The sequence below is a fragment of the Streptomyces sp. Ag109_O5-1 genome (assembly GCF_003814875.1).
Taxonomy (GTDB): Bacteria; Actinomycetota; Actinomycetes; order Streptomycetales; family Streptomycetaceae; genus Streptomyces; species Streptomyces sasae.
In genome coordinates, this window is sequence record NZ_RKQF01000001.1 from 11,406,809 (window position 1) to 11,432,666 (window position 25,858).

Below are 25,858 nucleotides of genomic sequence, written 5' to 3' on the forward strand. Positions count from 1 at the left end.
AGTCACAGCCCTCAGCAAGACGAACGACACAGGCCCGCTCGCAGTCACGACTTTCCCAACGGAGTCGTGAACGCCGAGGCTTTCTGCACGAGTCCCGGTAACCTGTGACATCGCTGAGGGCGCCCAGCAGCTCTCGTCCTTCGTCGACCATGTGCTCGCCGCCACTGGCGCGTCCAGGTCGACTTCGTCGGCCACTCCCTTTGACGGGGCGGTCTCGTGGCATGCCGCGTCCGGCGCCCGCACGGACGCAGGTGTCGCACGCGGCCGAACGCCAGGCGTCAAGCGGAGGGCGCCGAGGCCGGGGCGTACTCGAACCAGTCGAAGGCGACCGTGCCCTCGGTGGCGTACATGCCGATAACGCGGCCGGTGAAGCCGCAGGCGACCTCGGTGGACAGGTAGCGCCCGTCCAGTTCGACGAGTGGCTGGGCGTCCGAGGCGTCGGGATCGCCGACCCAGAAGGCGACGGTGTCAGGGCCGGTGGTTCCGCCATCGGTGAGTTCGGGCGACGCGGGCACAAGGTCGTTCGTCCGGATCGCGACGGTGAGGGTCAGCGGCCCGGGCGGGACCGGTCGGCTGGCCACGGTCTGGCGCAGCGGCCCGATTCGGGCGACGACGCTGGCCTCTCCGTTCCCGACCTCCAGTTCGTAGTGGTGGGCTTCGTCCAGGCGCACGCAGAGGCCGCCGCGTCCCGGACCCGGGTCGATCGCTGCGGTGACGCGGCAGTCGTGGTGTTGCTGGCGGCGGCCGACGAAGGTGTACCCGGGGCGGTCGAGGGTGGCGCCGGTGGCGTTGAGGGCCAGCCAGCCAGGGCGCTCGGTGAGCGACCAGGAGCCCTCCGGACGGGTGAACGGCGAGACCCACTGGGGAGCGAGAGCGGACTTGTCGAAGTCGTCGCGGGCGGGCAGGGCCGGAACGGGGTGCCAGGCGCCGCCCGGGGCCGCGTGGCTCTCGGGAACGGGCGCGACGACGGGCCAGCCGTCCTCGTCCCACTCCGCGGGGGTCAGGAACGTCTCGCGGCCGAGCACGTGCACGTCGGGCGTGAAGCCGCGGGGCCGGACGCCGAGCAGCACCATCCACCAACTGCCGTCGGGAGCCTCCACCAGGTCGGCGTGGCCGGTGTTCTGGATGGAGCGGGCGGTACCGCTGTGGGACAGCAGGGGGTTGGCGGGTGCGCCTTCCCAGGGGCCGCGCGGCGAGCGGCCGCGGGCGATGGACACGCTGTGGCCGCGTTCGGTGCCGCCTTCCGCGATCAGCAGGTACCACCAGTCGCCGATGCGGTAGAGGTGGGGCGCCTCGGGATACTTGAGGCCGCTGCCCGACCACGTGGCAAAGGGCCCCTCCAGCACCTCCCCCTTGACCGGGTCGATCCTGGCCATGTTGATGCCGCCTTCGGGCCCGGAGAACGCGCACCAGCAGGTGCCGTCCTCCTCCCACGCCAGATCGGGGTCGATCCCGTGCAGGTCGATCCACACCGGGTCGCTCCACGGCCCCTCGGGCCGCTCGGCCGAGACGACGAAGTTGCCGCCACCGTCGATATTGGTGTTGATGACCCAGTAACGGCCGTCGTGGTGCCGGATCGTGGGGGCGTAGAGGCCCCCGGACGCCTTGGCGCCGGGGAGAGGCAGCGGCAGTTGGTCGGGCCGGTCGAGCACGTTGCCGATCTGCTCCCAGTGCACGAGGTCCTTGCTGTGGAAGATCGGCAGCCCGGGGAAGTATTCGAAGCTGGAGCACACCAGGTAGTAGTCGTCACCGACCCGGCACACGCTCGGATCGGGGTGGAAACCGCTGATCACAGGGTTGTCGTATGTATGCACAGAATGTGTTCCTTTCGGGCAGCCGGGTGCCGTGGAGCGAGTCCCAGGGGTGCCGTAACTGCTGGTTACGGGTGAGATGACCGTGTCGTGGCTGGTTGGATCACGCCGTTGAACCGCTCGTGGACAGCCCTGTTCACCGGGTTGAGTCCACGTCAGTTCGGAAAGCTGATCACCGGGTGCGGCAGGAGGGGGCGGGTCCGGTGCGCAGCGACTCACCCGTCGCCCGTCCGGCAGTTCGGCGTAGGAGTCGTGGCGCCAGGTCGGGGACCAGGGCGGCGACGGCGAGTGCGGTGCCGCCGGGTCATCACGCCGGAGACCTCCGGCCCGGTCGGGCCGGAGTCGGGGGTCGCGCCCCGGCTCCAGCCCGAGCTCGGCCCGCGCGTGTCCACCTGGAGGTGGGCGTACCTGGCGGACGCCCAGAGCAGGTTCTCCTGCACATGCCCCCGTCCGCCGCCATGACGGACGTACTGTACGACGGCCGGAAGCGGGCCGGTCGCCGTGCCCGGCAGGCGCAGCCACGCCTTGACCGGCTCCCCGCCGAAGCCCGGGAAGGTGACGTCGAAGGTGTCCACGGTGCTCAGCCCGGTGCTGACCGGCGTCAGGCGGACCTCGCCGCCGTACGAGCGGACCTCCTCGGGCAGGTCGGTGTACACGCGCGGCTCTCGTTGCGTCAGCGGCACTCGACGGTGACGACGGGGTGCAGCCTGCGGGTGTGGTCGACCTCCCGGACCTGGCCGGTCAGGCGCAGCGGGACCGTGATGCGGTGGTCGGTGCTGCTGGCGGAGATCCGCAGTTCCAGCTCGCCGGGTTCGACGATGCGGCGGCCCGCGCGGCCGGTGAAGGAGGCCAGGTCCGCGGGAAGTTCCAGGAGGACCCGGCAGACTTCCCCGGTTTCGAGCGGGAGGCGCCGGTAGCCGACGAGGCGCTGCGTCGGCTGGACCACGGAGGCCACCGGGTCGTGCAGGTAGAACTGCACCACCTCGCAGCCGGAGCGTTCGCCGGTGTTGCGGACCTCAAAGGCGATCCGGAAGCTGCCGTCGGTGCCGGTCTCCGCGACGCTGACGTCGAGCGCGGACCACTCGAATTCCGTGTAGCCGAGCCCGTGCCCGAACCCGTAGGCCGCGCTGGTGCTGGTGCTGGACACGTCGCTGTCCTGGGCCAGTCGGGCGGCCAGGTAGGTGGAGGGCTGAACACCCTTGTGCCGCGGCACACTCACGGGCAACCGTCCGGAGGGGTTCACCCGCCCGCTCAGCACGCCGGCGATCGCTTCGGTGCCCGCCTCCCCAGGAAAGAAGGACTGCACGATCGCCGCCGCCTCCGTGTCGGCGCGACCCAGTGTGTAAGGGCGGCCCGCCAGCATGACGAGCACCACGGGCGTGTCGGCATCCAGCAGGGCGTCGAGCAACTGCTGCTGCATGCCGGGCAGTTGCATCGATTCGGCGTCGCATCCCTCGCCGCTGGTCCCGCGGCCGAACAGGCCGGCGCGGTCCCCGAGAGCGAGCACCACGACATCGGCGACGCGGGCCGCCGCGACCGCCTCGGCGAAGCCGGCCGTGCTGTCGCCGTCGACCGTCGCACCGGGCGCGGAGAAGATCTCGGCGTCGGGGAACTCGGCCGCCAAGGTCTCGCGCAGCGTGGGCAGCGCGATGCCGGTCGGGACCTCGGGGTGTTGCGAGCCGACGTGCACGGGGAAGGAGTAGCAGCCCAGCACGGCCGTCGGGGTGTCGGCGTTGGGGCCGATCAGCGCGATCCGGCGGGGGCGGCCGAGCGGCAGTGTGCCGTCATTGCGCAGCAGCACGACGGCCTGCTCCGCCAGTTCGCGCGCCAACTCCCGGTTGGCCGGGGGGTCCAGGTCGACGCTGCCGCGCAGCGCCTCGGGAACGGCCAGTTCCGCTCCGGAGAGCGCCTTCGGAACCGGGTTCCAGTCGGGGTCGAGCAGGCCGAGCTGTGCCTTCTGGACGAGGATCCGGCGCAGGGCGCGATCGATCAGCTCCTCAGGGACGGTGCCGGCCTCGACCGCGTCGAGCAGCGGCTGCCCGAATGTCTTGACGGTCGGCAGCTCGACGTCGACGCCACTGGCGAGGGCAAGCCCGGCGGCCTCGTCCCAGCTTCCGGCGACGCCGTGCAGGAGCTTGAGGAAGGCGATGCCGAAGTAGTCCGCCACCACCGTCCCGTCGAAGCCCCAGGTGTCCCGGAGCAGACCGGTGAGCAGTTCCTGGTCGGCGGCCGAGGGGATGCCGTCGGTGTCGGTGTAGGCGTGCATGACCGAGCGCGGTCGGCCCTCGCGCAGCGCCATCTCGAACGGGGGAAGGATGACGTCGGCGCGCTCGCGGGCGCCCATAGAGACCGGTGCGAGGTTGCGGCCGGCCCGCGAGGCGGAGTAGCCGGCGAAGTGCTTGAGCGTGGCGACGATCCCGGCGGACTCCAGGCCCTGCACGTAGGCGGTGGCGATGGTGCCGACCAGGTACGGGTCCTCGCCGATGGCCTCCTCGACGCGGCCCCAGCGGGCGTCGCGCACCACGTCGAGCACGGGGGCGAGACCCTGGTGGACGCCGACGGCGCGCATGTCGGTCCCGATGGCGGTGGCCATGGTGCGCACCAGCTCGGGGTTGAAGGTCGCTCCCCAGGACAGTGGGACCGGGTAGGCGGTCGCCCCCCAGGCCGCGAACCCGGCCAGGCACTCCTCGTGGGCGATCGCGGGTATGCCGAAGCGGTTGGCGGCGACGATGCGCTGCTGGGAGCGCGCCAGCGAGAGCGCACCGACGGCGGCGTCCACGGGAACGGTGCCGAAGGGCCGGGTCAGCTGGCCCAGACCGTTCGGCAGCAGCTCGTCCAGGTCCGGCGGCTCCTCCATCTCGTGCTGGTGCGGGGCGACCTCGCCGCCCTCGTCGGAGGCGCCCACCCAGACGCCGACCAGCTGCGCTGTCTTCTCCCGCAGGGTCATCGCCGCGATCAGTGCGTCGGCCCTGGTCGCGGGGTCGAGCGAGACGTCCCGCCACACAGGGGTGGCGAGCTCCACGGGGTTCATGTTGCCGGTCACTTTCCTCCGACCCCCATGAGCCCCTGGACCAGGGCGCGGCGGGCGAACAGGTAGACGATGAAGATGGGGAGCATGGACAGCACCACGGCGCTGAGCAGTCCGGGGACGTCGACGCCGTGTTCGGTCTGGAAGTTGTACAGACCGAGGGTGATCACCTTGGTCGAGTCCGACTGGGTGAGGATCAGCGGGAAGAGGAAGCCGTTCCAGGCCTGGAGGGCCGAGAAGACGACGATGGAGGAGAGTCCGCCCTTCGACAGCGGCAGGACGAGTTGCCTGAAGACCCGCCACGGGGAAGCTCCGTCCATCGCCATGGCTTCGTACAGGTCGGGGGTGATGTCGCGCATCGCCCCGGTCAGCACCAGGGTGCACACCGGCAGCGAGAACGCGGCGGTGGGCAGGATGACGCCGATCAGGTGGTCATAGAGTCCGGCCTGGCTGATCACGTAGAACATGGGCACGATCACCGCCTGCGCGGGGACCGCGAGTCCCAGCAGGAAGACCCGGAACACGACGGTGATGGTCCGGCCCTGGGCGCGCACGATGGCGTAGGCGAGCGGCGGCACCACCACCAGCACGATGCCGACGACGCTGACGGTGACGATCAGGGTGTTGAGGAAGTCCTGGCCGAAGCCGTTGGAGAACGCGTTGAAGTAGTTGCTCAGGGTCAGCTGCGACGGAAAGCTCAGCGGGCCCTGTGTGGAGTAGTTGGAGGTGGTGCGCAGGGTCGCGATCAGCAGCACGTAGAGCGGCAGGCCGATCAGAGCGAGCCATATCAGGGAGCCCAGTCCGGCAAGGTAGTTGGGGCGCTGCCGCATCAGATCCCCTCCGCCGTGCTGCGCATCTTGTCGTAGCCGGAGAGCCGGACCACGGCCAGGGAGATGAGGGTGGCGACCACGACCAGGACCAGCGCGATGGCCGAGCCGGCGCCGAAGTCGTACTCCTTGAAGCCCTGCTCGTACATGTAGTAGGCGCTGACCGTGGTGTCCGTGCCGGGGCCGCCCTGGGTGAGGATCAGCACCGTGTCGAAGGTGGTCAGCCCGCCGACGACCATGAGGATCATCGAGGTGATCATGGTGTTGCGCAGTTGCGGCAGGGTGATGTGGAAGAACTGCCGCACGGTGCCGGCCCCGTCGATCGCCGCGGCCTGGTAGAGCACCTGCGGAATCGCGCGGGCGCCGCCCTGGTAGAGCAGCGCGTGCAGGGGGGTGAACTGCCACATTCCGACGAAGGTCAGCACCGCGATCGAACCGGCCTGGCTGCCGAGCAGGTTGCCGTTGCCGAACAGCCAGGGAAGCTGGCCCGGGATGCCGAAGTTGGGGTCGAGCAGGGCGCGCCATACCACCGAGACCGCGGTCGCCGAGAGCAGCAGGGGGACGAAGAAGATCGCGGACAGCACTGCCCGGTTGCGCTGGGGTCCGGCCGCCCAGACGCCCAGCAGGATGCTGATGGGCGTCTGCGTCACGACCCCGAGCACGGTGAGCACGAGGGTGAGCCAGACGCTCTGGGTCATCACCGGGTCGTGGATCAGCTTGGTCCAGTTCGCCAGGCCGTTGAAGTGCGGCGAGGTGATGCCGTCCCAGCTGGTGAAGGACAGCACCGCGACCAGCACCAGCGGGAGGATCGCGAACAACAGGAAGAAGACAGTCGCGGGTACCGCCCAGACGAAGCCCGGGCGGGTCACCCCGACGCCGGCCCGGCGCGCCTTGAGGCGGCGGCCGGACACGGCTGCGAGAGAAAGGGAGCTCATCGGTCCTACTCAGGAGGTGGACAGCGACTGCATCGCCTGGATGAAGCCGTTGGCGTCGGTCTTGCCGTCGAAGAACTTCTGAATGGCCGTGTGCAGCGGCGTGGCTGCTGTCTGCGGGTAGGCCTGGTCCCAGGACAGCTGGAACGACGGGGCCGCCTTGACCAGGTTGAACTGGAACTGTGAGTAGTCCGGGCTGGCCGAGGTGGACAGGAACTTGGCGGTGTTGGTGGTGGTCGGCAGGTTGCCGATGCCGAGCTGGGCCTTCACGAACTCGTCGGAGTACATGAGCTTGAGGAAGGCCGCCACGGTGTCGGGGTGCTTGGTCTTCTTCAGGACGGAGTAGAAGTTGTTGGTGTTGCCGACGAGGTCCTTCGGGTCGCCCTTGCCGCCGCTGACGGTCGGGAAGGCGCTGTAGCCGAGGTCGTTCTTGGCGAAGTCGGGGTTGTTGGACTGCTGGGTGGAGTACTCCCAGGAGCCCATCAGCTCGAAGGCGGCCTTGCCCTTGGCCAGCAGCGCCGGGGACCCGCCGTCGGTGAACTTCACCGAGTCGAAGTTGCTGCCGAATGCGCCGGAGTCGACCAGCTGCTTCAGCATGCCCAGGGCCTTCTGGCTTTCCGGTCTGGCCCACGCGCTCTTGTCACCGGCGAGCGCCTTCTGGAACAGGTCCGGCCCGGCGACCCGGTCGAAGACGTACTCGAACCACATGAGGGTGGGCCACTGGTCGCCGCCGCCGAGCGCGATCGGGGTCAGGCCCTTGCCCTTGAGCACCTTGACGTCGTTGAGGAGGTCGTCCCAGGTCTGCGGGACGCTCAGGCCGGCGCTCGCCAGGACCTTCTTGTTGTTGAAGAGCAGTACGGGCTGCGTGCCGCGCATCGGGACACCGTAGGAGTTGCCGTCGATCACTGCGGTGTTGAACACCGAGGGGAGGAAGTTGGCCTTGAGCCCCGGGTCCTTGGCGATCATGTCGTCCAGGGGGAGCAGGAGGTTCTTCTTGGCGAAGGGCGCGATGCTGCCGCCGCCCCAGTTGAAGAAGATGTCCGGGGCCTGCGGGGTGTTGATGATCGTGTTGAGCTTGGACTGGTAGTCGGCGCCGGGGATGGTGTCCAGCACCACCTTGACCTTCGAGGTCTTGTTGAACGTGTCGACGATCTGCTTTTCGACCTTGTTCGCGGAGTCCCCGTAGACGAGGACGTGGATCGCCCCGGAGCTGGAGCCGCCGCTGGACCCGCATGCGGTGGTCAGACCGAGCAGCAGCGCGGTCGTTGCCGCTGCTGCGGCGAGTCTGTTCCGGGTCGCACCGTTGCGAACGGTCACGCGAAGAGAACCCATTGGATTGCCACTCCGTCGATAATTTCGAAGAGATTTCCGAATGCTGCGGGAAACTTAGGCGTAACATCGGTCTCCGTCAAGGGTTTGGAAGATCTCGATTCGGCCGTACCAGCTGGGGCCCTGACCAGCTAATATCCGTCTCGTACAGCCGCGATGACTACGTACTTCGCACACCAGGGCAGCACAGGAGGGGCTCGTGACCAGAGCGGCGACACTCGCCGAAATCGCGCGCGAGGCGGGGGTGTCCACACCGACTGTTTCGAAAGTCGTCAACGGCCGCGCGGACGTTGCCCCCGCCACCCGGGAGCGGGTGGAGGAGCTGCTGCATCAGTACGGCTATCAGCGGCGACGCAGCAACAGCGCCCCGGCCAGCCCATTGCTGGAGCTGGTGTTCCACGAGCTCGAGAGCGCCTGGGCGATGGAGGTCATCCGCGGGGTCGAGAACGTTGTCCGCGAAGAGGGGATGAGCGTCGTCCTGTCGGAATCCTCGGGCCGGCTCAGCCTCGGGCAGTCCTGGATGGACGGGGTGCTCGCCCGCCGCCCCACCGGCGTGGTCCTGGTGCTGTCGGGGCTCGACGAGGCCCAGCAGGCGCAGCTGACCAGTCGTGATATCCCGTTCGTGGTGATGGACCCGGCCGGGGACCCCGGTCAGGACGTGCCGGCGGTCGGTACGACCAACTGGAACGGCGGCCTCGCCGCCACCCGCCACCTGCTCGACCTGGGCCACCGGCGCATCGGCATGATCGCCGGACCGCGGCGGATGATGTGCAGCCGCGCCCGGATTGACGGCTATCGGGCCGCGCTGGAGACGGGCGGCGTCGCCTTCGATGCCGCACTGATCCGCGAGGGTAACTTCTACCACGAAACCGGCTACTGGGCGGGCCTGGAGCTGCTGCGCCTCAAGGACCGGCCCACCGCGATCTTCACCGGCAACGACCTGCAGGCGCTCGGCGTCTACGAGGCCGCACGGGAGTTGGGCCTGCGCATCCCGGAGGATCTCAGCGTCGTCGGCTTCGACGACCTGCCCATCGCCCGCTGGGTCGGCCCACCCCTGACCACCGTCCGCCAGCCGCTGACCGAGATGGCCGAGGTCGCCGCACGCATGGTGATCGACCTCGCCCGCGGCAACCCACCATCCGCGCTGCGCGTTGACCTGGCCACCAGCCTGGTCGAGCGCAGCAGCACAGCCCAGCCCCCGACCGCCGGCCGCCACTGAGTCGTCGGCACCTTCGAAATTTTCGACAGCACGTGACGCATCGCTGCGGTCGCGTACCGCGGGCTCTGGAGCCATTCCCGCCGACCTGCCCACTGCCGGCTGCCAGGCAGGTGTGCCCCGCGAACATCGACTGCTTCGGGCGCGCCCCACTTCCCGCAACGGCATGCACTGGGACCACTCGAGCCCCAACGGAACCCAGGTGAGTGGTGTTAAGACCGTGTCCTACGTGGTGAGGCGGACGTTGACTCGGTATGGGGAGGGGAACGTGGGAGTTGGATCGTGCCGGACGGGCTGTGGGAGACTGCGAAGCCGTTGATCCCGCCGTCGCGGGTGCGGCCGCAGGGCGGCGGAACGCAGAACAGGCCTGATGAGACCCTCTTCGCGGCCATCATCTACGTCCTGGTCAGCGGATGTGCCTGGCGCCAACTGCCACCCTGCTTCGGGATATCGAAGTCGACCGCTCACCGCCGGTTCCTGGTCTGGTCCCGGGCCGGTGTCTGGGGCCGCCTGCATGAAGCCGTGAAGCACCGCCTCGACGGCGCCGGCCTCATCGACGTCACCCGGGTCGTGCTCGACACCGCCCACGTCAGGGCTAAAAAAGGGGCGAACACACAGGTCCGAGCCCCGTGGACCGGGCTTGGGTTCTAGCGGTCGTGGCAACACCTCTCCGTGAGGGATGTCATGTTCGAGATCCGCAAGAACCGGACCAGGGCTTTGGGCGGTCGTAGACGGCTGGTCCGCCATCGGCACGCTGATGGAACGCTCGACCCGCTATCTGATGCTCCTCCACCTGCCCGACGGCGCACACCGGGCAGAACACTTCCACCAGGTGCTGGCCCGCACCATCCACGCACTGCCGGCTCAGCTCAAACGCTCCCTGACCTGGGACCAAGGCATAGAAATGGCAGGTCACGGCTCGTTCACCACGGCCACCGACATGCCGGTCTACTTCTGCGACCCGGCAAGCCCGGCTTCATCGTGATGAGTACGGACAATGCCGAGCACGACCTCAGTCGGACAGCGCGACCGGGGACCACATGCCGAACCACTGCTCGGCGCCCCAATCCTCGTACCGTTGCACCTTGGTGAACCCCAGCTTCGCCGCGAGGCGCATCGAGCGTTCGTTGGCGGTCTGGGTGGTGAGCACCACCAGCTCGCCGGGCAGCGCTCCGGCGCACCAGTCGAGTGCCGCCGTGCACGCCTCCGCGGCGTAGCCGTGTCCCCACGCCTGCGGCAGGAACATGTAGCCGAGCTCGACCTCCGAGGCCCCGGGACGGACGTGGACCGGATGCTCCGGGTCGCGACGTTCGAACGTGACGATCCCGATCATCGCCCCGTCGAGATCGGCCACGAAGAGGCCGGGGCGCCGCTTGGGTGTCTCGGGCACCGCACGCTCGAACTCGTCTCGCTGTCGGGGGCCGCCGATATAGGTGCCCACCTCGGGCGAGGTGAACAGTTCGATGACCGCCGCACGGTCGCGGGCCTCGGGCTCACGGAGCACGAGCCTCTCGGTCTTGATCGGGGCAGGTGGCCAGGCGACGGGTCCTAACTCAGTCATGCAGGCCAGCTAATCAGCATGCTCGGTAGCGATCAAGACTCACGGACCGATCACCCCAACTGCCCAGGCACGTCCTTCTTCTCTCACATCCCCTCCGCGGAGCCACAACCCGCACTGCTTCGCCCTGCGGGCTTAAGGATGGGATCGGACGTCACTTCTCGTGAACATCCACGGCCCCGCCGACTGCCCATCGCCACCCAAACCGATGGACAAACGCTGCTGCTTGAAGTGAACGAAGCCCCCCGAACTGATCGCGGAGTTCAGCACCGCCCCCACCGTCGACGCCGGCCGCTTCCGCCATCGCGTACGGTTCCTCCGGCTTCGCGAACCTCACCCCCGACCGGGTACCCCTCTTCCCTGCCGAACCGTGACGGGCGACCACCCGGCAACTCCGCGCCCCCGCATACGCCAGGGGGTGTCACCCGGGGCCGCCAGGCCACGCCTTGCGCGAGACCGTAGCTTGCCTGAACCGGCCTCGGCTGTCCGACCGCACCGGGCAGAGGTATCGCACGATGCAGCAACTGAATCCTGACGGCCGGGCTCGGCGGGGTCATGACCGACGATGTCGGCGTCGACAACGGCGATCTGACCGTCAGCGTCCGCCTTGGCGACGTGGGTCGCTGCGCGCACCGCCGTCCAGTACGCGGGTGCCGAGGAGTAGTTCACCCTGACGGGCGGTCCCGCCCCTGTCCCGGACGGCGGCCTGGCCGCCTACCACCAGGATCTGCTCGACCGTATCCGGCAGGACCATGCCGCCGAGGCCACGTGCCGGCCGCGGGTGCCTGCGGCTGGCCCGGTGCTGAACCAAGGACTCCCGATGATCCGACCCGAATCACGCCTCGGACGCCTCGTCAAAGCCCTCGACGCCGAACCCGCACCTGCCCCGCCCGGCCCTGAGCCCATCCTCACGTGCCGGTTCCAACGCACTCGCCTGCCGGCCACTTCGCCCCTGACCGCGGATACAGGTCCCCCAGCGCCCCACTCGTGTGCGGGCCCCTACTGCGCGAACGAGCCACCCCGGCGTCGGCGGGGACCACTCAGGGCATTCACATGCCTGATGGCAGGGGCAGGATCAGTCGACGTCCACCGCGCTCGCGGTGTCCTCGCGCAGCACGTCGGCGACGGTGGTGCGGGCGAGTTCGCTCAGCAGGGCGCGGCGTGCCCGCCGGTCCAGCGCGAGGAGGCTGCGGTGGACGCGTCGGCCCGCGGGGCAGTCGGGCTGTGGGGCATGCATGCCCAGGACCGGGTCCTCGCCGTTGAGTGCCAGCCAGACCATGGCGAGGTCGATCCGCTCGGCGTCGTGTTCGAGCATCCAGCCGCCGCGCGGTCCGGGCTGCGAGCGGACCAGCCCGGCCGTGCGCAACTGGCCGAGGATGCGGCGCGCGTGCGCGGCGTTGGTTGCGGGGCTGACGGCGAGGGACTGCGAGTCCCGCCATTCGCCGGGTCTCTCGGCGAGCAGGGTGAGCAGGTGCACGCCAACCGCGAACTGGGTGTTCGTGGGCTGTGCCATGAGTTCATGGTACGGCCTGCGGGGAAAACTGTACCTGTTGCTGTTACGGTTTGATTCGTAAGCGCCGCGGTTTCGAATTAGGCGGCGCTGGAGCACAGGGACACACACCTAGGGAGATTCCCATGGCGGTCATCACCGTCTTCGGCGCGACCGGCTACGCCGGCGGCCACATCATCGACGAGGCCCTGCGCCGCGGCCACGAGGTGATCGCGGTCAACCGCACCGGCTCCGCCGAGGCCCGCCCCGGGGTCACCCCGGTCGCCGGGTCCCTCGACGACGAGGCCCTGGTGCGCGACCTGGCGGCCAAGTCCGACGTGCTGGTCGTCGCGGTCCGCGGCAGCGTGGACGGCGAGCCGTTCCTGCTTCCGCTCGTCCCCTCGCTCCTGGCGGCGGCGGCCGAGGGCGGTGCCCGGATCGGCGTGGTGGGCGGTGCGGGCAGCCTGCACACGGCCGAGGGCGGGCCGCGGCTGATCGACTCCCCTGATTTCCCGGAGGCGTACAAGGCCGAGGCGAGCTCGCACGCCCAGGTCCTGGAGGCGCTGCGGGCCACGGACACGGACGCGCACTGGTTCTACGTCAGCCCGGCCGCCGAGTTCGGCGCCTGGGCTCCCGGCGAACGCACCGGCGTCTTCCGCGTCGGCGGCGACGTGCTGCTCTCCGACGCCGAGGGCAGGTCCTTCATCTCCGGTGCCGACTACGCCATCGCCTTCGTCGACGAGATTGACAAGCCCACCCACCGCCAGGCCCGCTTCAGCGTCGCCTACTGACGCGGGCTGGGGCCGGGTGTCCCTTTCCGCATGGGACACCCGGACCTGACTCGGCCGCCCCGGCAACCCGACGTCGTCGGCTTGCCGTGCTTCCTCCTCGACACCGCCTGCGACGTCACCAGGGGCGTACCCTGCTGCGCTCCCGCGCGCCGGGATGCTCGTACGCTTGGCTCTGACGCAGTTCGCCGGCTCCTCGGAATTGGCTACAGACAGGACCCCGCTCATAGGGGCTGTGTGATAGCGGGTGATACGGCGGAGCCCCTCGGGAACCATCCGGAGCACCTTGCCTAGCCAGAGGCGCCGCGGTTCGGACAGGAGGGCGCCGAGCGGGGCCTGCTCGGCGCAGTACACCGGCGGACCTCCTCACAGCCGGCGGCGAGATCCGAGACTCCAGGCCGATGCCCCGGGCCCCGGGGACGGTGAGGGCGTGGCTCCAGCCGCCAGGGCCGGCGAACAGGTCGAGGATGATCCGCCTCACGAGGCTGGCTCGGAATTTTCCTGTACCGGCTCGCCTTCGCCACGGCAGGCCCAGGGAGAGCAGCCGTCGACTACGCCGTTCTCCAGCTCCTCTGCATCGGTTCGGGCGTCCAGGTGCTGCTGGCGGGCGGCCAATTCAGCGGCAGTGACGTGGCCGATCGGGGCCTGGGCGAGCGGTTCCCGGGAGCGGTGCGGGAACGCCTGCCCGAGCAGCCGACCCGCCGTACGAAGGCACTCCCCGGTGCGAAATACTCTCCCGATGAGTTCACGCACTTCCCCGATCAGCCAGTCGATCACGATACGGAGGGCCGTCGCGCGGGATGCCAAACGGCTCACGCGGCTCGTGCGTGGCTCAGGCGCCTACGCGGGTAAGTACGCAGCCGCTGTGGCGGGCTACCGGGTCGGTCCTGATTACATCGAGGCCCACCGCGCCTTTGTGGCCGTCGGCGCCGACGAGCATGGTGGCCGGGTCCTCGGGTTCTACTCGCTCGTCCTTGCGCCACCGGAGCTCGACCTGCTGTTCGTCGCCGACGAAGCGCAAGGACGGGGTATTGGACGGCTGCTCGTGGCGCACATGCAGTCCGAGGCCCGTGCCGCCGGGCTCGGCCGTCTCAAGGTCGTGTCGCATCCTCCCGCCGAGGACTTCTACCACCGCGTTGGTGCGGTGCGGACCGGGACCGCGTTTGCGAACCCGCCTGCCGTGCCGTGGGACCGTCCTGAATTCGAGTTTCGCATTCCTTCGGAATGACGCGGTGTGCCGGTTGGCGGGGCACCGGCTTCGCCTGGATGGTGGCCGGCATGCAGGAGCCGCTGGACGCCACTCGCTCCGTGTGCCGTCGACTCCGCCTTGGCGGGGTGATCGCCTGCGGCCAGCGGTCTTCCCCGGCGACTTCCTCGCCTCCGACACTCCTAGAGCGTTGAGCTCGTCCATCAGCCTCTCCCGCTCAGGTGGCCGAAAACGAGAATGCAAAAGCACCACCGCCGCCCCGGCCCCCGGGTTCGCCTTGGCCACCCGCCTCCACCCGGCCGAGCGTCTCGTCGACGTCGTCGACACCGATGCTGAGCAGGATCCGCGGTCCTCGGCGCCGAACAATTTCGTATAGAAGCCGAGCAGGAGACCGAGATCTTCCGGGTGCCGGCGGAAGGCCCGGCTGGTCGAACCACCCCCGCGTCGGCGAGGACGGTACCGTCGTGAGGTCCGGCGACACCGACCTCGGGCTTCTGCAAAACCGCCCTGCCAGACGATCTCCACCCCAGACTGCCGCCCGCGACCTGTACGAGCAGTCCGAAACGGGGCCACACCACCCCTGCTGACCAGCCACTTCAAGAGGGCGCAGCCTCAGTGTTCGACACGGTGGAGCGTGCCGTGGCGGTTCAGTCGGCGTTGGCCAAACTCGTTCGCGGAAGCGGGCCGGAGAAATCGTCGCAGGTTCGCTCCCGCGCGCCCGCTCTCCGAATGCGGTGCTGCTTCCAGCCGCCCTTGGCCTGTGGGGTGGGCTGGGGTCGTTCCAGGCTGCAGGCTGGTGACTGAATCGGTACGGCTACCGTCGTGCTGCGTGAGGTGCCAGCAGGGGTGCTGCCCGTTGGGACGGAGTCAGGTGTGCAGCCGTGCTTCTACCTGACCGTCGGTTATGCGGGTGTCGAAGGCGGGCTGGGGTGCGGTGGCCGGACCAGTGATGTTCCAGCCGTCGGTCAGCCGGAAGGTGCTGCCGTGCCAGGGACAGCGCAGGCAGCCGTCTTCCAGGGTGCCCTGTGACAGCGGGCCCGCCAGGTGACTGCAGTGCTCGGCCAGCACGTGCACCCTGTCGCCCGGCTGGCGGACGGCGACCACGGCCACGCCGTCGAGATCACGGTGCGTCGGTCGGCCTTGCGGAAGGTCGGACAGGTCGGCGACGTAGTGCCAGCCCGGCTCCACCAGCTGCGGGACGGCTTCGGCGTGGTTGGCGCCAGCTGCCAGTCGGTAGGCGAGATGGCCGCCGAGCGCACCACCGATACCGACGACGCCGAGCCCCGCCCAGCCGTACATCCTGCCGGAGATTTCATGCCCGCGCAGACGAGCGGTCAGGGATGCGACGTACAGGGCGACACCGGTGATGTTCACTGCGGCATGGACGATGCCGACGCGCATCTGGCGGGGGTTCAGTTCCGCCCAGTCCACCCAGCCTGACGCCGTGGCCGGGGCTGCAGCAAGCAGGCCGGTGGCGATCAATACGCGCACCGCGGTTCGCTGGCCCGGCATTGCGTCGAGCACCGCGGCCGACAACCAGCTGCCGAGAGGTATCTGGACCAGCAGTGGGTGTACCGGGTGACCCAGCCAGCGCCCGTGCAGACCGTCTCTGGCCCGGCCGAGTGGAGCCGCCTGCACTATCCGCTGCACGACCGCGAGCAACTTGTCGGCGCTGGAGAAGTGTCAATCCCCTCGGACTGTGGAGATCTTCTAAGCGGCCAGCTCCAAGGCGGAGTTGGCTCGGTGGTCGTGTTCGTAGTCGATCGGACTCCGGTAACCGCACACGCTGTGTAGTCGGTGTGTGTTGTAGAAGGCGGTGATCCAGGTCGCGATCCTCAGGCGGGCCTCGGTGCGGGTGGCGAAGGTGTGCCGATGGACGTACTCGACCTTGAGTACGCTGTTGAACGCCTCGCTGACGGCGTTGTCGAAACACGACCCGACCCGGCCCATGGACTGCGTCACTCCCAGACGCCGGCAGGCCCAGCGGAAGCGCCGGGACACATATTCGCTGCCCCTGTCGCTGTGGAAGATGACGCCCTTGACGTCGCCGCCACGGGTGGCCGCGGCCATGTTCAAGGACGCAACGACGAGTTCTGCGTCGTGACGTGCACCCATCGCGTAGCCGAGCAGGCGGCGCGAGAACAGGTCGATGACGGTGGCCAGATACAGCTTGCCCTCACCGGTGGCGATCTCCGTCATGTCGCCACACCACACCTGATCTGGAGCGTCGGCGGTGAAGTCGCGGCGGACAAAGTCCGCGAACGCGGGCCGTTTGCCGGGGCGGGTCAGCCCGCCCCGTCGGCGGATCTTCCGTCCGGCCAGGCCGAGTTCGGCCATGAGACGCGCGACGGTGTTCACCGAGACGCGCCAGCCGGCGCGGATCAGGAGGAGCCAGACCTTCGGAGAACCGTAGGTGCCGCCGGACTTCTCGAAGATCTGTCGGATCGCGTCGGCCAACTGTCCTCGCCGCACTTCACGAGCGGTGGTGGGCTTGTCGCGCCACTTGTAGAACCAGGACTCCGACACTCCCAGAACCCGGCAGGCCAGGCGGTGCGGGACGTGGTGCTCGGCCCTCTGGTTACCGATGAACGCGGCCAGGGCGGCCGGGTCCGTTCCGGTCACTTCACCCAGAGGACCATGCATCGCTTGAGGACATCACGCTCCATCTCCAGCTCGCGGATCCGCTTGTTCTTCTCCGCCGCATCCCGCCGCAGCCGCTCCAACTCGGCCCGCTCGGCTTCGCGCAGCCGCCCGCCCGGTGCGGGCTCGGCAGGCTGGTCGGACGACGCCGACCCGTTGCGCCGCCACCGTGACACCCAGCTGTGCAGCGTGCCGGAATGCACACCGAGCTCCTCGGCGACCTCCGGGATCGGCCTGCCCGTCTCGATCACAATGCGTACAGCACCCTCACGAAACTCAGGCGTGTACGTGCGTTGCTTGGACCCCATGAACCCCAACTTCCCCTGCAATCACGGACTCCACGCTAAGAGGGGAGGGACAGAAGCGTTCCAAGCGGTCGACGGCTTTCAGGACATGGCCAGGGCCCCTTGCTTCGGGCAGGAGCCCTCTGGCCGCCGGGGGAATTCGGTGGGGGAGGGTGCTGAGTCTCATGTGCTCCGAGTAGCCACTTGACCGTGCCGTAATCAGCCGGCCTCTGCCGAGCCAAAAACGTCTCGCGATCTGGCCTTCGACGCGATGATCGAGCGGCTGGAGGAGAGTAATCGCTGACCCGAGGAGTTGCCGGCCGGCCGTCTGCACCGGCTTCGAGTGTGACCCGCGCAGTACTCCGTGACGTGGACCGACTTGTTCGTGCCGTCAAGACGGCGGCCCACGGCTCTGTCGATCACCCGGCGGGTATTCCGGTGACCATGATCCCGCCTGTGCCCACCATCCGCCGCTCACCGGCGACGCCTGCAGGAGCTGTCCCTGCGCATCGCCGGACACCCGTACTGGCAGACTGCGGCTGGAATGCTGGCGGCCCGGATGGCGCTGAAGGAGCTCGCCCGGGCAAAGCGCCTGCTCGGCACCTGACCACCGGCCCGGCCCTCGCGGCCCGTCCGGCCAGTCACTGCGGGCACCTCGGCAAGGCGCATCATGACCGGATTCTCGCTACCGGGGTGCAGAGCCGTCGCTGTGGCTTTGTGGACGGTGCGGTTCTACTGTTGGAGCAGGTAGATCCTTGGAGCACGTCATGATCGTCATCCTCGGACTCATCATCTTCATCGCCGCGGTGGTCGTCGGCGTGGCTGGTGTTCTCACCAACAGCGCCAGCGGGCATGAACTCACCGGCGGATTCTCGGTATTCGGCCACGAGATGATCGGCTCCACCGGCACGCTGTTCCTGTACGGCATCGTTGTCGGAGCGGCGGCCCTGTTCGGGCTGATCCTGCTCTTGACCGGTGTGCGCCGCCGCTCTTCTCGCCGAGGCAGCGTCTCGCGCCGCGGACTCAAGCAGTCCCGCGGCGATACGGCCTCTGCTGGGAGGGGCCGCGACGACCTGGTCGACCAACGCGAGCCCGCCCGCGCGGACAACGCGAATGCGCGGGGGAACGACTCACTCCACGGTGATCGCACTCCCGCCTCGAACAGTGGCCGTTGGAGCAGGCGGCACTTGTTCGGGCACCGGTCCGCCGCCCAGTAGGCGTGCCGCCGCACACGCAGATCGCCGACTGGCCGGTGCCACGGACACCCCTCCCACCGAAGCCCAGTAGACAACTCACCCAGGGTGGCTCCCCATGAGTATCGGCAAGAAGATCGCACACAAAGCCGAAGCGATGAAGGGCGGTGCCAAGAAGACAACCGGCCGCGCCACCGGCAACCAGCGCCTGCAGGCCGAGGGCCGCGGAGACCAAGTCAAGGGCAACCTCAAGCAGGCCGGGATAAAGATCAAGGACGCCTTCAAACACTGACCCCCCGACCCGACTAGGCCCGCGTCGAAGCGTGTGCCGGTGCGCGCTGCGCCAGTTCATGGACGCGTGCAACGCGGCCGCTACCAACGTGTTCGGGGGACCGGGCCCACGGTAGCGTCGGGCAGCCGGGGACACCGTTAGGCCCTACACCTGCACGGTGTGTGACTTGCCCGCAAATCCCTGGCCGGTAGGCAAATCCCTGGCCGGTAGGGAGACCGCGCACGGCGGGAGCCAGCCCCGCCCTGCGCGCAAGATCGAAGGACATCATGATCGTCCTTGGAATCCTCCTGCTGGTCATCAGCTACGTGGTCGGCTTCGTCGTCCTGTGGACCATCGGGATCATTCTGGTCGTCATCGCATCATCCTGTGGATCCTGGGATCCGTCGGGCACAAGGTCGCCGGACGGCGGCACTACTGGTAGCCGCCCCTGCCCAGCTTGGGTAGCAACCCGTTCTCGCACGACCTCCGACGCCGCGGACCCGTACAGCACGCGACCGTCACAACCATCCTGCCGCGCCTCCAGCCCGCGCGCGCCCGCGAACCGAGGCATCACGCCATGATCCTCTTCTACCTCCTGCTTATCGCCGCGATCGTGCTGGTCATCGTCGGCGCGACCACCGAAGGCATGCTGTACCTGCTCTCCGCCGGCGTACTGCTCCTCATCGCCGACGTGCTCTACCTCGCCGTGAGATCGGTACTGCACCTCTGGCGACCGGCCCACTGACCCCGCCCGGCCTGCATCCGCCGCTGCTCGCTTGCGGGTGATCTCGCCGATGAGGCCGTGGCCGTCGGTCCGGCCACCATCAGTACCAGCACGATGGCTTCCGGCCCGTACCGCCGAGCTGAGTACGTCGAGCGACAGGACGGCCAGTCCGCCGAAGCTGGCGAAATGGTCTTTCTTCCTCTCCCAGTGCCGCGACGCCACTCTAGGCGTGACCGTCTTCGGCCCCGTTCCAAAGCCCATGGGTGCCTTCCCTCCTTCCTGCGTTCAAGCGCGCCGGAGGGCGGTTCTTGTGTGAGTCAATGAACGCTGAGTGGTCTGCAACGGTGGTGGCGCGAGCACAACGACACGCGGCACTGGGGGAACCTGCGCGTCTGGCGATCATCGACCGGCTGCTGCTGGGCGATGCCTCGCCCAGCGAACTCGGCCAGGAGCTGGACCTGCCCAGCAATCTCCTGGCACACCACCTCAAGCTGCTCGAACAGGTCGGCCTGATCGAGCGATCCCGCTCCGAAGGAGACCGACGGCGCATCTACCTGCGCCTGCGCGTGGAAACCCTGGCCGACACGATGCCGACACCCCTGCGGACGGCGCCTCGCGTGGTGTTCGTCTGCACGCACAACTCCGCCCGCTCCCACCTTGCCGCCGCCCTCTGGAAGCGCCACAGCATCGTGCCGACAGCCTCGGCAGGAACCGAGCCCGCGCAGCGCGTCCACCCCCGTGCCGTGGCGACCGCACCGGCTGGCTCCCGCCGTCCGCCCTCCTGGAGGCAGCGATGACTGAGACCGCGTCCACCCCGCACCGCAACCTGAGCATCGACCAGCAACTCGCCCTGCGCACCGCCGCCACCCACCTGAGGAGGGAGTTCGACGGCGTCTTCGGCCAGGAGACCATCGAGCGGTTCCTGCACACCAGCTACGACCAGTTCGCCGGCCGCAGCACCATCCCCAACTTCCTGCCGCTCATCGCCGAACGGTTCGCCCGCCAGCGCCTGCGGGCCCTGGCCAAGGTCGAAGGCCACCACACCGACGGCAAGCCCGTCGTGCTCTTCCTCTGCGTCCACAACGCCGGACGCAGCCAGATGGCCATGGGCTTCTTCCAGTACCTGGCCGGCGACAGCGCCGTCGCCTGGTCCGGCGGATCCGAACCCGGAAACGAGATCACCCCGGCAGCCATCGCCGCGATGAGCGAACGCGGCATCGACATCTTCCGCGAGTTCGCCAAACCCTGGACCGACGAGATCGTCCGTGCCGCCGACGTCGTCGTCAGCATGGGCTGTGGCGACGCCTGCCCCGTCTTCCCCGGCAGGCGCTACCTCGACTGGACCCTGGACGACCCCGCAGGCCAGACCGTCGACAACGTCCGCCCCATCCGCGACGACATCGAACGCCGCGTACGCGGCCTCCTCGACGACCTCGGCGTCACGGCACAGAACTGACCGCGCGCAGGGTGTACGAAGGCGGGCCCCACACAGCTCCGCGCCCGTACGAATCAACCTTGCTGTACGGGCAGCCAACTCTCTGGTGCGACCGGATAGGTGCACCGGCTTCCGTGACTCCCAGCGATCATGTGCGCATGGATACGGGGGGACGTAACCGGCGGCTGTGGTGGTCGGCTCCAACCACGAATCCGGCATAGTCCGGGCTGACAGCCGCGGTCACAGGATGAGGAGAGCGGCCGCCCACAGGGCGTAGAGCACCGCCAACAACGGGCCGAACGGGAGGCCGTGGGCGCGCGCCGGGCTCTCCTCGGTGGGGCGGAGCTCGGGGTGGGCGTGCATGGCGGAGATCTCCTCCGCGGCTCTCAGGTACGACGGGCGCAGGGCACGGCGGCGTTCCATCCAGGGCCAGCCCAGGGACGGTGCCCAGGTCTTCCCGTCGGCGCGGCGTATCTCGAGAACGCCGCCGCTGGTGTAGACGGCCGCGCGCAGCTCTTCCCAGGCCAGATACCGCACCTTGTACGCTCCAGCCAGCCACAGCCCCGAACGGTCTGCGGTGATACGCCAGTTGAGGAAGGTCGCCAGCGATCCCGGCACAAACGCCAGTCCGAGCAGGGGCAGGACATGCCACCCCAGCGTGCCCGCCCTCACCTCGTCCAGGATGAACTTGATCACCGCCGCAGCGACTACTGCGCCGAGCAGCGCCGCGCACCGGGTGAACACGCCCGGCCCCCAGCGCATGGGACGGGCGACCGGCTGCATCGACGCCGCGATCCGGCCCACCAGCACTAGATTCTGCTCAACGGCATCCCCCACAGGCCATTCGAGCTCCGGCCTCTGATCGCCCGTCGGCAACCGCACCGGACCAGCCGTGAGCAGGACCACCGGGACCCCGCCCTGGGCGGCGGCGACGATCAGCAACTCGCCTGCGTCGTAAGGCGGGCCGTACAGCACTGCCTCCCGCAGCCGGGTGTCGACGATGAGCCGATCCTCTTCCTCGTCATGAGGGGGGCCGAACTCACCGGCCTCGTCATCGATGACCGGGTAGGCCAGGCAGCGCAGCAGCGGCGTACGGCCGGCGGTGTCGTCGGCGGCGTAGATCCAGGTGTCACCGTTGTGGTCCAGGCGTTGCAGTACCCGCAGCAAGGGAACGGGCGCCCGGCGCAGCGCGGCGGCCCGGCGGCGGGCCAGGACACCCGCGGCGAGGAAGGTCAGCCCCGGCAGCCCGGCGGCCAGGGTGAGCAGTTGCCAGCCGAAGGCGTCGTACGGCTCGGCGGCCAGTCGGATCCAGTTACCGTCCGACAGGAGCGTCACGACGCTGCCGGTGTCGTAGTCCTCGGGGAAGACTGCGTCGACGGTGCGCTTCGAGCCGTCCGAGGTGCGCACGCGCAGCGTTTCCTCGCCCTGGCCGAGGACGACGGCCGATACCGACACCGCCTTCGCGGCCCGCTGCTCGTCCTCGTGAATGCCCCGCAGGCCCTGGTCGACCGCCGCGCCCGCCACGGCGCACAGCACCAGCCCGGCAACGATGGGAACAATCCCCCGCCGCAGCGGGCCCATGCCGCCGGGCAACGGGTGCCGCACCCCGGCGGCCGCCTGCTCTGCGAGGCGCTGTTGCCGTCGCCGAAGAGCGAGCCGCTGCCAGGATGCGGCCCACCCGAAGGCGAGTGCCGCGATCACGGCGGCGTTGGCGGCGTCGGAAGCAGTATCAGGCAGGCGGAACTCCTCCACCGCCACGATGACCGCCAGCACCGGTCCCGACACAAGAGTGAGTTCCGGCAGCCGGACGTACCACAACAGCTGCACCACGGCGAGGCCCACCTGGATCATGCCCACCCAGTCCGGCCCGCAAGGGGCCGCCACCGTGCAGCGCTGCTCCGGCTCCAGAATCATCGCCGCGATCACGGTCGTCAGAAGTGCCAGTACCGGCCACCGGGGCTGTGCCCAGCGCGACAACCTGGGATTTGCCCAGCGGAAGGCATCGTGGGACAGCCAGGCAGGAGCACTCGCAGGTGCAGATCCGGGCGGCAAGGGAACGGGCAGGTCGCTCACGCGAGCGATTATGCGGCCCAGGAACTCGCTGCCCGCGGGCGGGGCGGCCTGGAGCGGCTGGATGCGGTGCCGTTCCTGCCGAAACAAGGGCTCGTCGTTGCCCGAATTCGACGCCCGAGAGAGTTGACCACCCAGTATTGGCCGGACGATCGGCGAGCGCGACGGCGGTAGCCACGGCGCTTGGGGGCCGCGGGCGCCGCATCGGCCGAAGGCATCCGTCACCGTGAATCGGTCCCACCAAAGGGACAGACACTCTCCCGAGCGCAACGCGTCGATCGTTTAGGCGGCCTGGTCGAGGGGTGAGCGTGCAGACGTGGCGGACAGCCACGCAGGCCCCACGGCCGTGCCGCAAGATGCCGAGCTCACCCGCGCCCGCCGACGTGCAGTGCATCGCGCCGGAGTACCCCTGGGCCCGTGGGCCGTTGCCGGTCTGGCCGTCACCGTCGGCCGCAACCTGCCGTGCGTCCTGCCATGGCCGCCATAACACGCAGGCTATGAGACCCATCCGGCCGGCTGTCCGGCAGCGCAGTCCCACGCGTGCGATCGCTTGACGGGAACCAGCTCCGAGACCGAGAGATCCTGGAATCAGCAGGGGACTCGAAGGCGAGATGATCGACTATGGACCCACCGGAGCGCTGCCCTGGTGACTTGCTTCCCGCCGCTGGGGCTCTGGCAGTGGCGGCTCCGGACGGTGTGCTGACCGGTTGGAGCACCGGTGCGGAGCAGTTGCTCGGGCTCTCCGCCGCCGAGGCTGTCGGCCTGCCCGCGGCAGAGCTCCTCGCATCGGCCCTCCCCGCGGCTGCGCGTGAGCGATTCGCCCGGCAGGAGGGCTGGACCGGGCCGGTGGCACTCCGCCACCAGGACGGTAGCGCCGTGGAGTGCCGGTTGCGCGCGTGCCCGCTGCCCACGGGTGACGGGCGAGCCGGTTGGCTGCTGGAGGGCGTCCCGGTGCGGGAGGAGACGGAGCGCGACACGGACCCACTGATCCGCTGGTCATTCGACCAGTCCCCGTTCTCCCTGGCGATCTACGACTCCGAGGGCCGATTCCTGCGCGTCAACGAGCCCATGACCAAGCAGCTCGCCGCCTCCGAGCGGGAGCTTCGGGGGCTCCGGATCACCGAGCACATGCCAGATCAGGGCTTCCAGGCTCCCGAGCGATCTCTCGATCGCGTGCTGCAGACCGGTGAGCCCGAGCACATCGAGAACTACGTCAGAGTCCCGGGAGAGCCCCACGCGCACGCCTGGATCGTCCACTTCACCCCGCTCAAGGACTCCCTCGGACTGGTGCACGGCGTGCAGCTGGCCGCCCTGGACTTCTCCGAGCAGTACGCGGCCCGCGAGCGCTTGGCGCTGCTCAACGAGGCCAGCAGGAGTATCGGCAGCAGCCTAGACGTGCCCCGGACCGCCCAGGAGCTGGCCGACGTAGCCGTGCCTGCCCTGGCGGACTTCGTCTCCGTCGATCTCCTAGACACCGTGCTGCGCGGCGACGAGCCCCCGCTGATCCCCGTCGACGGGCCCCTGCTGCTGCGGCGCACAGCCATCCGCTCCAGTGTGAAGCCCGCAGTCACAGTCGGTGAGCTGGCCCGCTACCCGGAGTTCTCACCGCCGGTCCGGTGCCTGGCCACCGGCCACGGCACCGTGCACCAGATCGGGGAGCCCGAGATCACCCGCTGGCTGGCCCACGACCCCGACCGGGCTACCTGGGTGGTTCGGTATCGCGCGCAGTCGCTGATCACGGTGCCGCTCCGCGCTCGCGGTACCAACCTCGGCGTCGCCCTCTTCACCCGACTGGCTCCCTCAGCCGCGCCGTACGGACCCGACGACCTGCAGATCGCCGAGGAGCTGGCGGCGCGCGCCGCGGTCTGCATCGACAACGCCCGCCGTTACACCCGCGAGCACAGGACGGCACTGGCTCTCCAGCACAGTCTTCTGCCACAGGGGACTGTCGCGCAGGCAGCCGTGGACGTCGCCGGCCGCTACCTCTCCTCAGACTCGCACATCGGCGTCGGCGGTGACTGGTTCGACGTCATCCCGCTTTCCGGCGCCCGCGTCGCCCTCGTGGTCGGCGATGTGGTCGGCCACGGCATCGCCGCCTCGGCCGCCATGGGGCGCCTTCGCACGGCCGTGCGTACCCTCGCCGATGTCGATCTGGCCCCGGACGAGCTCCTCACCCACCTTGACGACCTTGTGGTCCGGCTAAGTTCCGGGCCCGACTCCGGTGCGGAGGCGCCGTCGGGAGAACTCGGAGCCACTTGCCTGTACGCGGTCTACGACCCCATTTCCCGCATGTGCTCGCTCGCCAGTGCGGGTCACCTTTGGCCCGCACTGGTGCGCCCTGATGGCAGAGTGGATTTCCTCGAACTGCCCACCGGCCCGCCACTCGGTGTGGGCGGGACGCCGTTCGAGTGCGTCCACCACGAGATTCCCGAAGGCAGTCTCCTTGCGCTGTACACCGACGGCCTGATCGAGGCACGCCATCGCGATGCCGACGCCGGTCTGCATGCCCTGCGCGGCGCCCTCGCCGACGCCGCCGCTTCGTCGTTGGAGACCACCTGCGACAAGGTGCTCAAGGCGCTGCTCGACGAGCGGCCCACCGACGACGCCGCACTGCTCATCGCCCGTACACGTGCTCTGGACAGCGGGCACATCGCCGTCTGGGACCTCCCCAACGATCCGGAGGTCGTCGCAGGCGCCCGCTCTCGGGCGACCGCCCAACTCCACGCCTGGGAGCTGGACGAGCTGACCTACGTCACGGAACTCGTGGTCAGCGAGCTGGTGACCAACGCCATCCGCTACGGTGGCGCGCCCATTCAGCTGCGGCTGATCAAGGAAAAGACGCTGATCTGCGAGGTCTCCGACGCCAGCAGCACCTCACCCCACCTGCGCCGCGCCCGCATCTTCGACGAGGGCGGACGCGGCCTCATGCTGGTCGCCCAGCTCACCGAGCGCTGGGGGACGCGATATTCCGGCACCGGCAAGACCATCTGGACTGAGCAGCCCCTTCCCGCGCGGGTACTCAGGGCACCAACGCGCGGCGTGCGAGCTGACTGACC

The 25,858-nt window shown here is 69.2% G+C and carries 23 protein-coding genes and 6 pseudogenes; 14 read left to right on the top strand and 15 right to left on the bottom strand.

The features are described from left to right. Positions 1–278 precede the first annotated feature (278 nt). Positions 279–1,814, bottom strand: a complete 1,536-nt coding sequence (locus EDD90_RS52070) for a glycoside hydrolase family 43 protein (protein ID WP_123980391.1) — start codon at positions 1,812–1,814, stop codon at positions 279–281. Positions 1,815–1,901: 87 nt separating this feature from the next. On the opposite strand from EDD90_RS52070, the pseudogene EDD90_RS52075 reads away from it, so the two are divergent. Beyond that, positions 1,902–2,032, top strand: a pseudogene (locus EDD90_RS52075) (IS5/IS1182 family transposase); the annotation flags it as partial. Here EDD90_RS52075 and EDD90_RS52080 read toward each other — a convergent pair. From EDD90_RS52080 to EDD90_RS52100, 5 genes are read right to left on the bottom strand one after another with little or no spacing between them, the layout of a single operon-like run. After that, positions 2,027–2,494 carry an acetylxylan esterase gene (locus tag EDD90_RS52080; protein ID WP_221305169.1) on the bottom strand — a complete coding sequence of 156 codons (468 nt, stop codon included), beginning with the start codon at positions 2,492–2,494 and terminating at the stop codon, positions 2,027–2,029. The pseudogene EDD90_RS52075 and the gene EDD90_RS52080 sit on opposite strands and share 6 nt — an antisense overlap. Further along, positions 2,485–4,842: a beta-glucosidase gene (locus tag EDD90_RS52085; protein WP_123980395.1), complete on the bottom strand. Its 2,358-nt coding sequence runs from the start codon at positions 4,840–4,842 to the stop codon at positions 2,485–2,487. Before EDD90_RS52085 ends, EDD90_RS52080 begins: the two co-directional genes overlap by 10 nt. Positions 4,843–4,850: 8 nt before the next feature. Beyond that, positions 4,851–5,669 carry a carbohydrate ABC transporter permease gene (locus EDD90_RS52090; protein ID WP_123980397.1) on the bottom strand — a complete coding sequence of 273 codons (819 nt, stop codon included), beginning with the start codon at positions 5,667–5,669 and terminating at the stop codon, positions 4,851–4,853. Next, entirely contained in the window at positions 5,669–6,601 is a 933-nt protein-coding gene (locus tag EDD90_RS52095) for a carbohydrate ABC transporter permease (protein ID WP_123980399.1), read from the bottom strand. The genes EDD90_RS52090 and EDD90_RS52095 overlap by 1 nt, the downstream gene beginning before the upstream one ends. Before the next feature lie 9 nt (positions 6,602–6,610). Beyond that, positions 6,611–7,915, bottom strand: a complete 1,305-nt coding sequence (locus tag EDD90_RS52100) for an extracellular solute-binding protein (protein WP_260328628.1) — start codon at positions 7,913–7,915, stop codon at positions 6,611–6,613. A gap of 211 nt (positions 7,916–8,126) precedes the next feature. Here EDD90_RS52100 and EDD90_RS52105 point away from each other — a divergent pair, with 211 nt between their 5' ends. The 3 genes and pseudogenes from EDD90_RS52105 to EDD90_RS59330 all read left to right on the top strand — a co-directional run. Then, positions 8,127–9,146, top strand: coding sequence for a LacI family DNA-binding transcriptional regulator (locus tag EDD90_RS52105; protein ID WP_123980403.1), 1,020 nt, complete (start codon positions 8,127–8,129; stop codon positions 9,144–9,146). A gap of 251 nt (positions 9,147–9,397) precedes the next feature. Continuing rightward, positions 9,398–9,781, top strand: a pseudogene (locus EDD90_RS52110) (transposase); the annotation flags it as partial. Between the two features lie 62 nt (positions 9,782–9,843). Beyond that, a pseudogene (locus tag EDD90_RS59330) lies at positions 9,844–10,116 on the top strand (transposase); the annotation flags it as partial. Between the two features lie 39 nt (positions 10,117–10,155). Here EDD90_RS59330 and EDD90_RS52120 read toward each other — a convergent pair. The 3 genes from EDD90_RS52120 to EDD90_RS52130 form a co-directional block, all read right to left on the bottom strand. After that, complete coding sequence (locus EDD90_RS52120; RefSeq protein ID WP_123980405.1) at positions 10,156–10,704, bottom strand: GNAT family N-acetyltransferase; 549 nt, start codon at positions 10,702–10,704, stop codon at positions 10,156–10,158. A gap of 592 nt (positions 10,705–11,296) precedes the next feature. Continuing rightward, positions 11,297–11,455, bottom strand: coding sequence for a hypothetical protein (locus EDD90_RS56155; RefSeq protein ID WP_185149543.1), 159 nt, complete (start codon positions 11,453–11,455; stop codon positions 11,297–11,299). Positions 11,456–11,776: 321 nt separating this feature from the next. Continuing rightward, complete coding sequence (locus EDD90_RS52130) at positions 11,777–12,214, bottom strand: Rrf2 family transcriptional regulator (protein ID WP_123980407.1); 438 nt, start codon at positions 12,212–12,214, stop codon at positions 11,777–11,779. 122 nt (positions 12,215–12,336) lie between these two features. Here EDD90_RS52130 and EDD90_RS52135 point away from each other — a divergent pair, with 122 nt between their 5' ends. After that, positions 12,337–12,981 (top strand): NAD(P)-dependent oxidoreductase, encoded by a 645-nt coding sequence (locus tag EDD90_RS52135; protein WP_123980409.1) that lies wholly within the window; start codon positions 12,337–12,339, stop codon positions 12,979–12,981. A gap of 474 nt (positions 12,982–13,455) precedes the next feature. On the opposite strand, the gene EDD90_RS52145 is transcribed toward EDD90_RS52135, so the two are convergent. Beyond that, positions 13,456–13,755: a hypothetical protein gene (locus tag EDD90_RS52145; protein WP_260328834.1), complete on the bottom strand. Its 300-nt coding sequence runs from the start codon at positions 13,753–13,755 to the stop codon at positions 13,456–13,458. Here EDD90_RS52145 and EDD90_RS52150 point away from each other — a divergent pair. Next, entirely contained in the window at positions 13,718–14,206 is a 489-nt protein-coding gene (locus tag EDD90_RS52150) for a GNAT family N-acetyltransferase (RefSeq protein ID WP_185149544.1), read from the top strand. The genes EDD90_RS52145 and EDD90_RS52150 overlap by 38 nt on opposite strands. 259 nt (positions 14,207–14,465) lie before the next feature. Here the strand turns inward: EDD90_RS52150 and EDD90_RS59335 are convergent. The 4 genes and pseudogenes from EDD90_RS59335 to EDD90_RS52170 form a co-directional block, all read right to left on the bottom strand. Further along, positions 14,466–14,534 (bottom strand): annotated as a pseudogene (locus EDD90_RS59335) (extradiol dioxygenase); the annotation flags it as partial. Positions 14,535–15,052: 518 nt separating this feature from the next. Continuing rightward, complete coding sequence (locus EDD90_RS52160; protein ID WP_123980415.1) at positions 15,053–15,847, bottom strand: Rieske 2Fe-2S domain-containing protein; 795 nt, start codon at positions 15,845–15,847, stop codon at positions 15,053–15,055. Between the two features lie 48 nt (positions 15,848–15,895). Continuing rightward, positions 15,896–16,807, bottom strand: a complete 912-nt coding sequence (locus EDD90_RS52165) for an IS3 family transposase (RefSeq protein ID WP_221305076.1) — start codon at positions 16,805–16,807, stop codon at positions 15,896–15,898. Further along, positions 16,804–17,133, bottom strand: coding sequence for a transposase (locus tag EDD90_RS52170; protein WP_123972376.1), 330 nt, complete (start codon positions 17,131–17,133; stop codon positions 16,804–16,806). The genes EDD90_RS52165 and EDD90_RS52170 overlap by 4 nt, the downstream gene beginning before the upstream one ends. A gap of 743 nt (positions 17,134–17,876) precedes the next feature. Between EDD90_RS52170 and EDD90_RS52175 the strand changes: the two genes are divergently transcribed. The 7 genes and pseudogenes from EDD90_RS52175 (at position 17,877) to EDD90_RS58780 (ending at position 20,753) form a co-directional block, all read left to right on the top strand. Further along, on the top strand, positions 17,877–18,326 hold the full coding sequence (locus EDD90_RS52175) for a hypothetical protein (RefSeq protein WP_123980417.1): 450 nt from the start codon (positions 17,877–17,879) through the stop codon (positions 18,324–18,326). A 94-nt stretch (positions 18,327–18,420) separates the two neighbouring features. Then, positions 18,421–18,594, top strand: a complete 174-nt coding sequence (locus EDD90_RS52180) for a CsbD family protein (RefSeq protein WP_123980419.1) — start codon at positions 18,421–18,423, stop codon at positions 18,592–18,594. A 266-nt stretch (positions 18,595–18,860) separates the two neighbouring features. Then, a pseudogene (locus tag EDD90_RS58225) lies at positions 18,861–19,015 on the top strand (DUF6131 family protein). A 135-nt stretch (positions 19,016–19,150) separates the two neighbouring features. Then, the gene (locus EDD90_RS56160) at positions 19,151–19,318 is read left to right on the top strand and encodes a hypothetical protein (protein WP_183127454.1); all 168 of its coding nucleotides are present in this window, start codon (positions 19,151–19,153) and stop codon (positions 19,316–19,318) included. Positions 19,319–19,617: 299 nt separating this feature from the next. Further along, entirely contained in the window at positions 19,618–20,094 is a 477-nt protein-coding gene (locus EDD90_RS52185; protein WP_123980421.1) for a helix-turn-helix domain-containing protein, read from the top strand. Next, positions 20,091–20,309, top strand: a pseudogene (locus tag EDD90_RS59340) (three-helix bundle dimerization domain-containing protein); the annotation flags it as partial. The gene EDD90_RS52185 and the pseudogene EDD90_RS59340, both read left to right, overlap by 4 nt. A gap of 6 nt (positions 20,310–20,315) precedes the next feature. Then, a complete protein-coding gene (locus EDD90_RS58780) occupies positions 20,316–20,753 on the top strand; it encodes an arsenate reductase ArsC (protein WP_398928817.1) in 438 nt (145 codons plus the stop codon). Positions 20,754–20,972: 219 nt separating this feature from the next. Here EDD90_RS58780 and EDD90_RS52195 read toward each other — a convergent pair whose 3' ends face one another. Further along, the gene (locus tag EDD90_RS52195) at positions 20,973–22,646 is read right to left on the bottom strand and encodes a hypothetical protein (protein WP_123980425.1); all 1,674 of its coding nucleotides are present in this window, start codon (positions 22,644–22,646) and stop codon (positions 20,973–20,975) included. Between the two features lie 807 nt (positions 22,647–23,453). Here EDD90_RS52195 and EDD90_RS52200 point away from each other — a divergent pair. Continuing rightward, positions 23,454–25,856 carry a SpoIIE family protein phosphatase gene (locus tag EDD90_RS52200; RefSeq protein WP_260328629.1) on the top strand — a complete coding sequence of 801 codons (2,403 nt, stop codon included), beginning with the start codon at positions 23,454–23,456 and terminating at the stop codon, positions 25,854–25,856. The last annotated feature ends 2 nt before the right edge of the window (positions 25,857–25,858 follow it).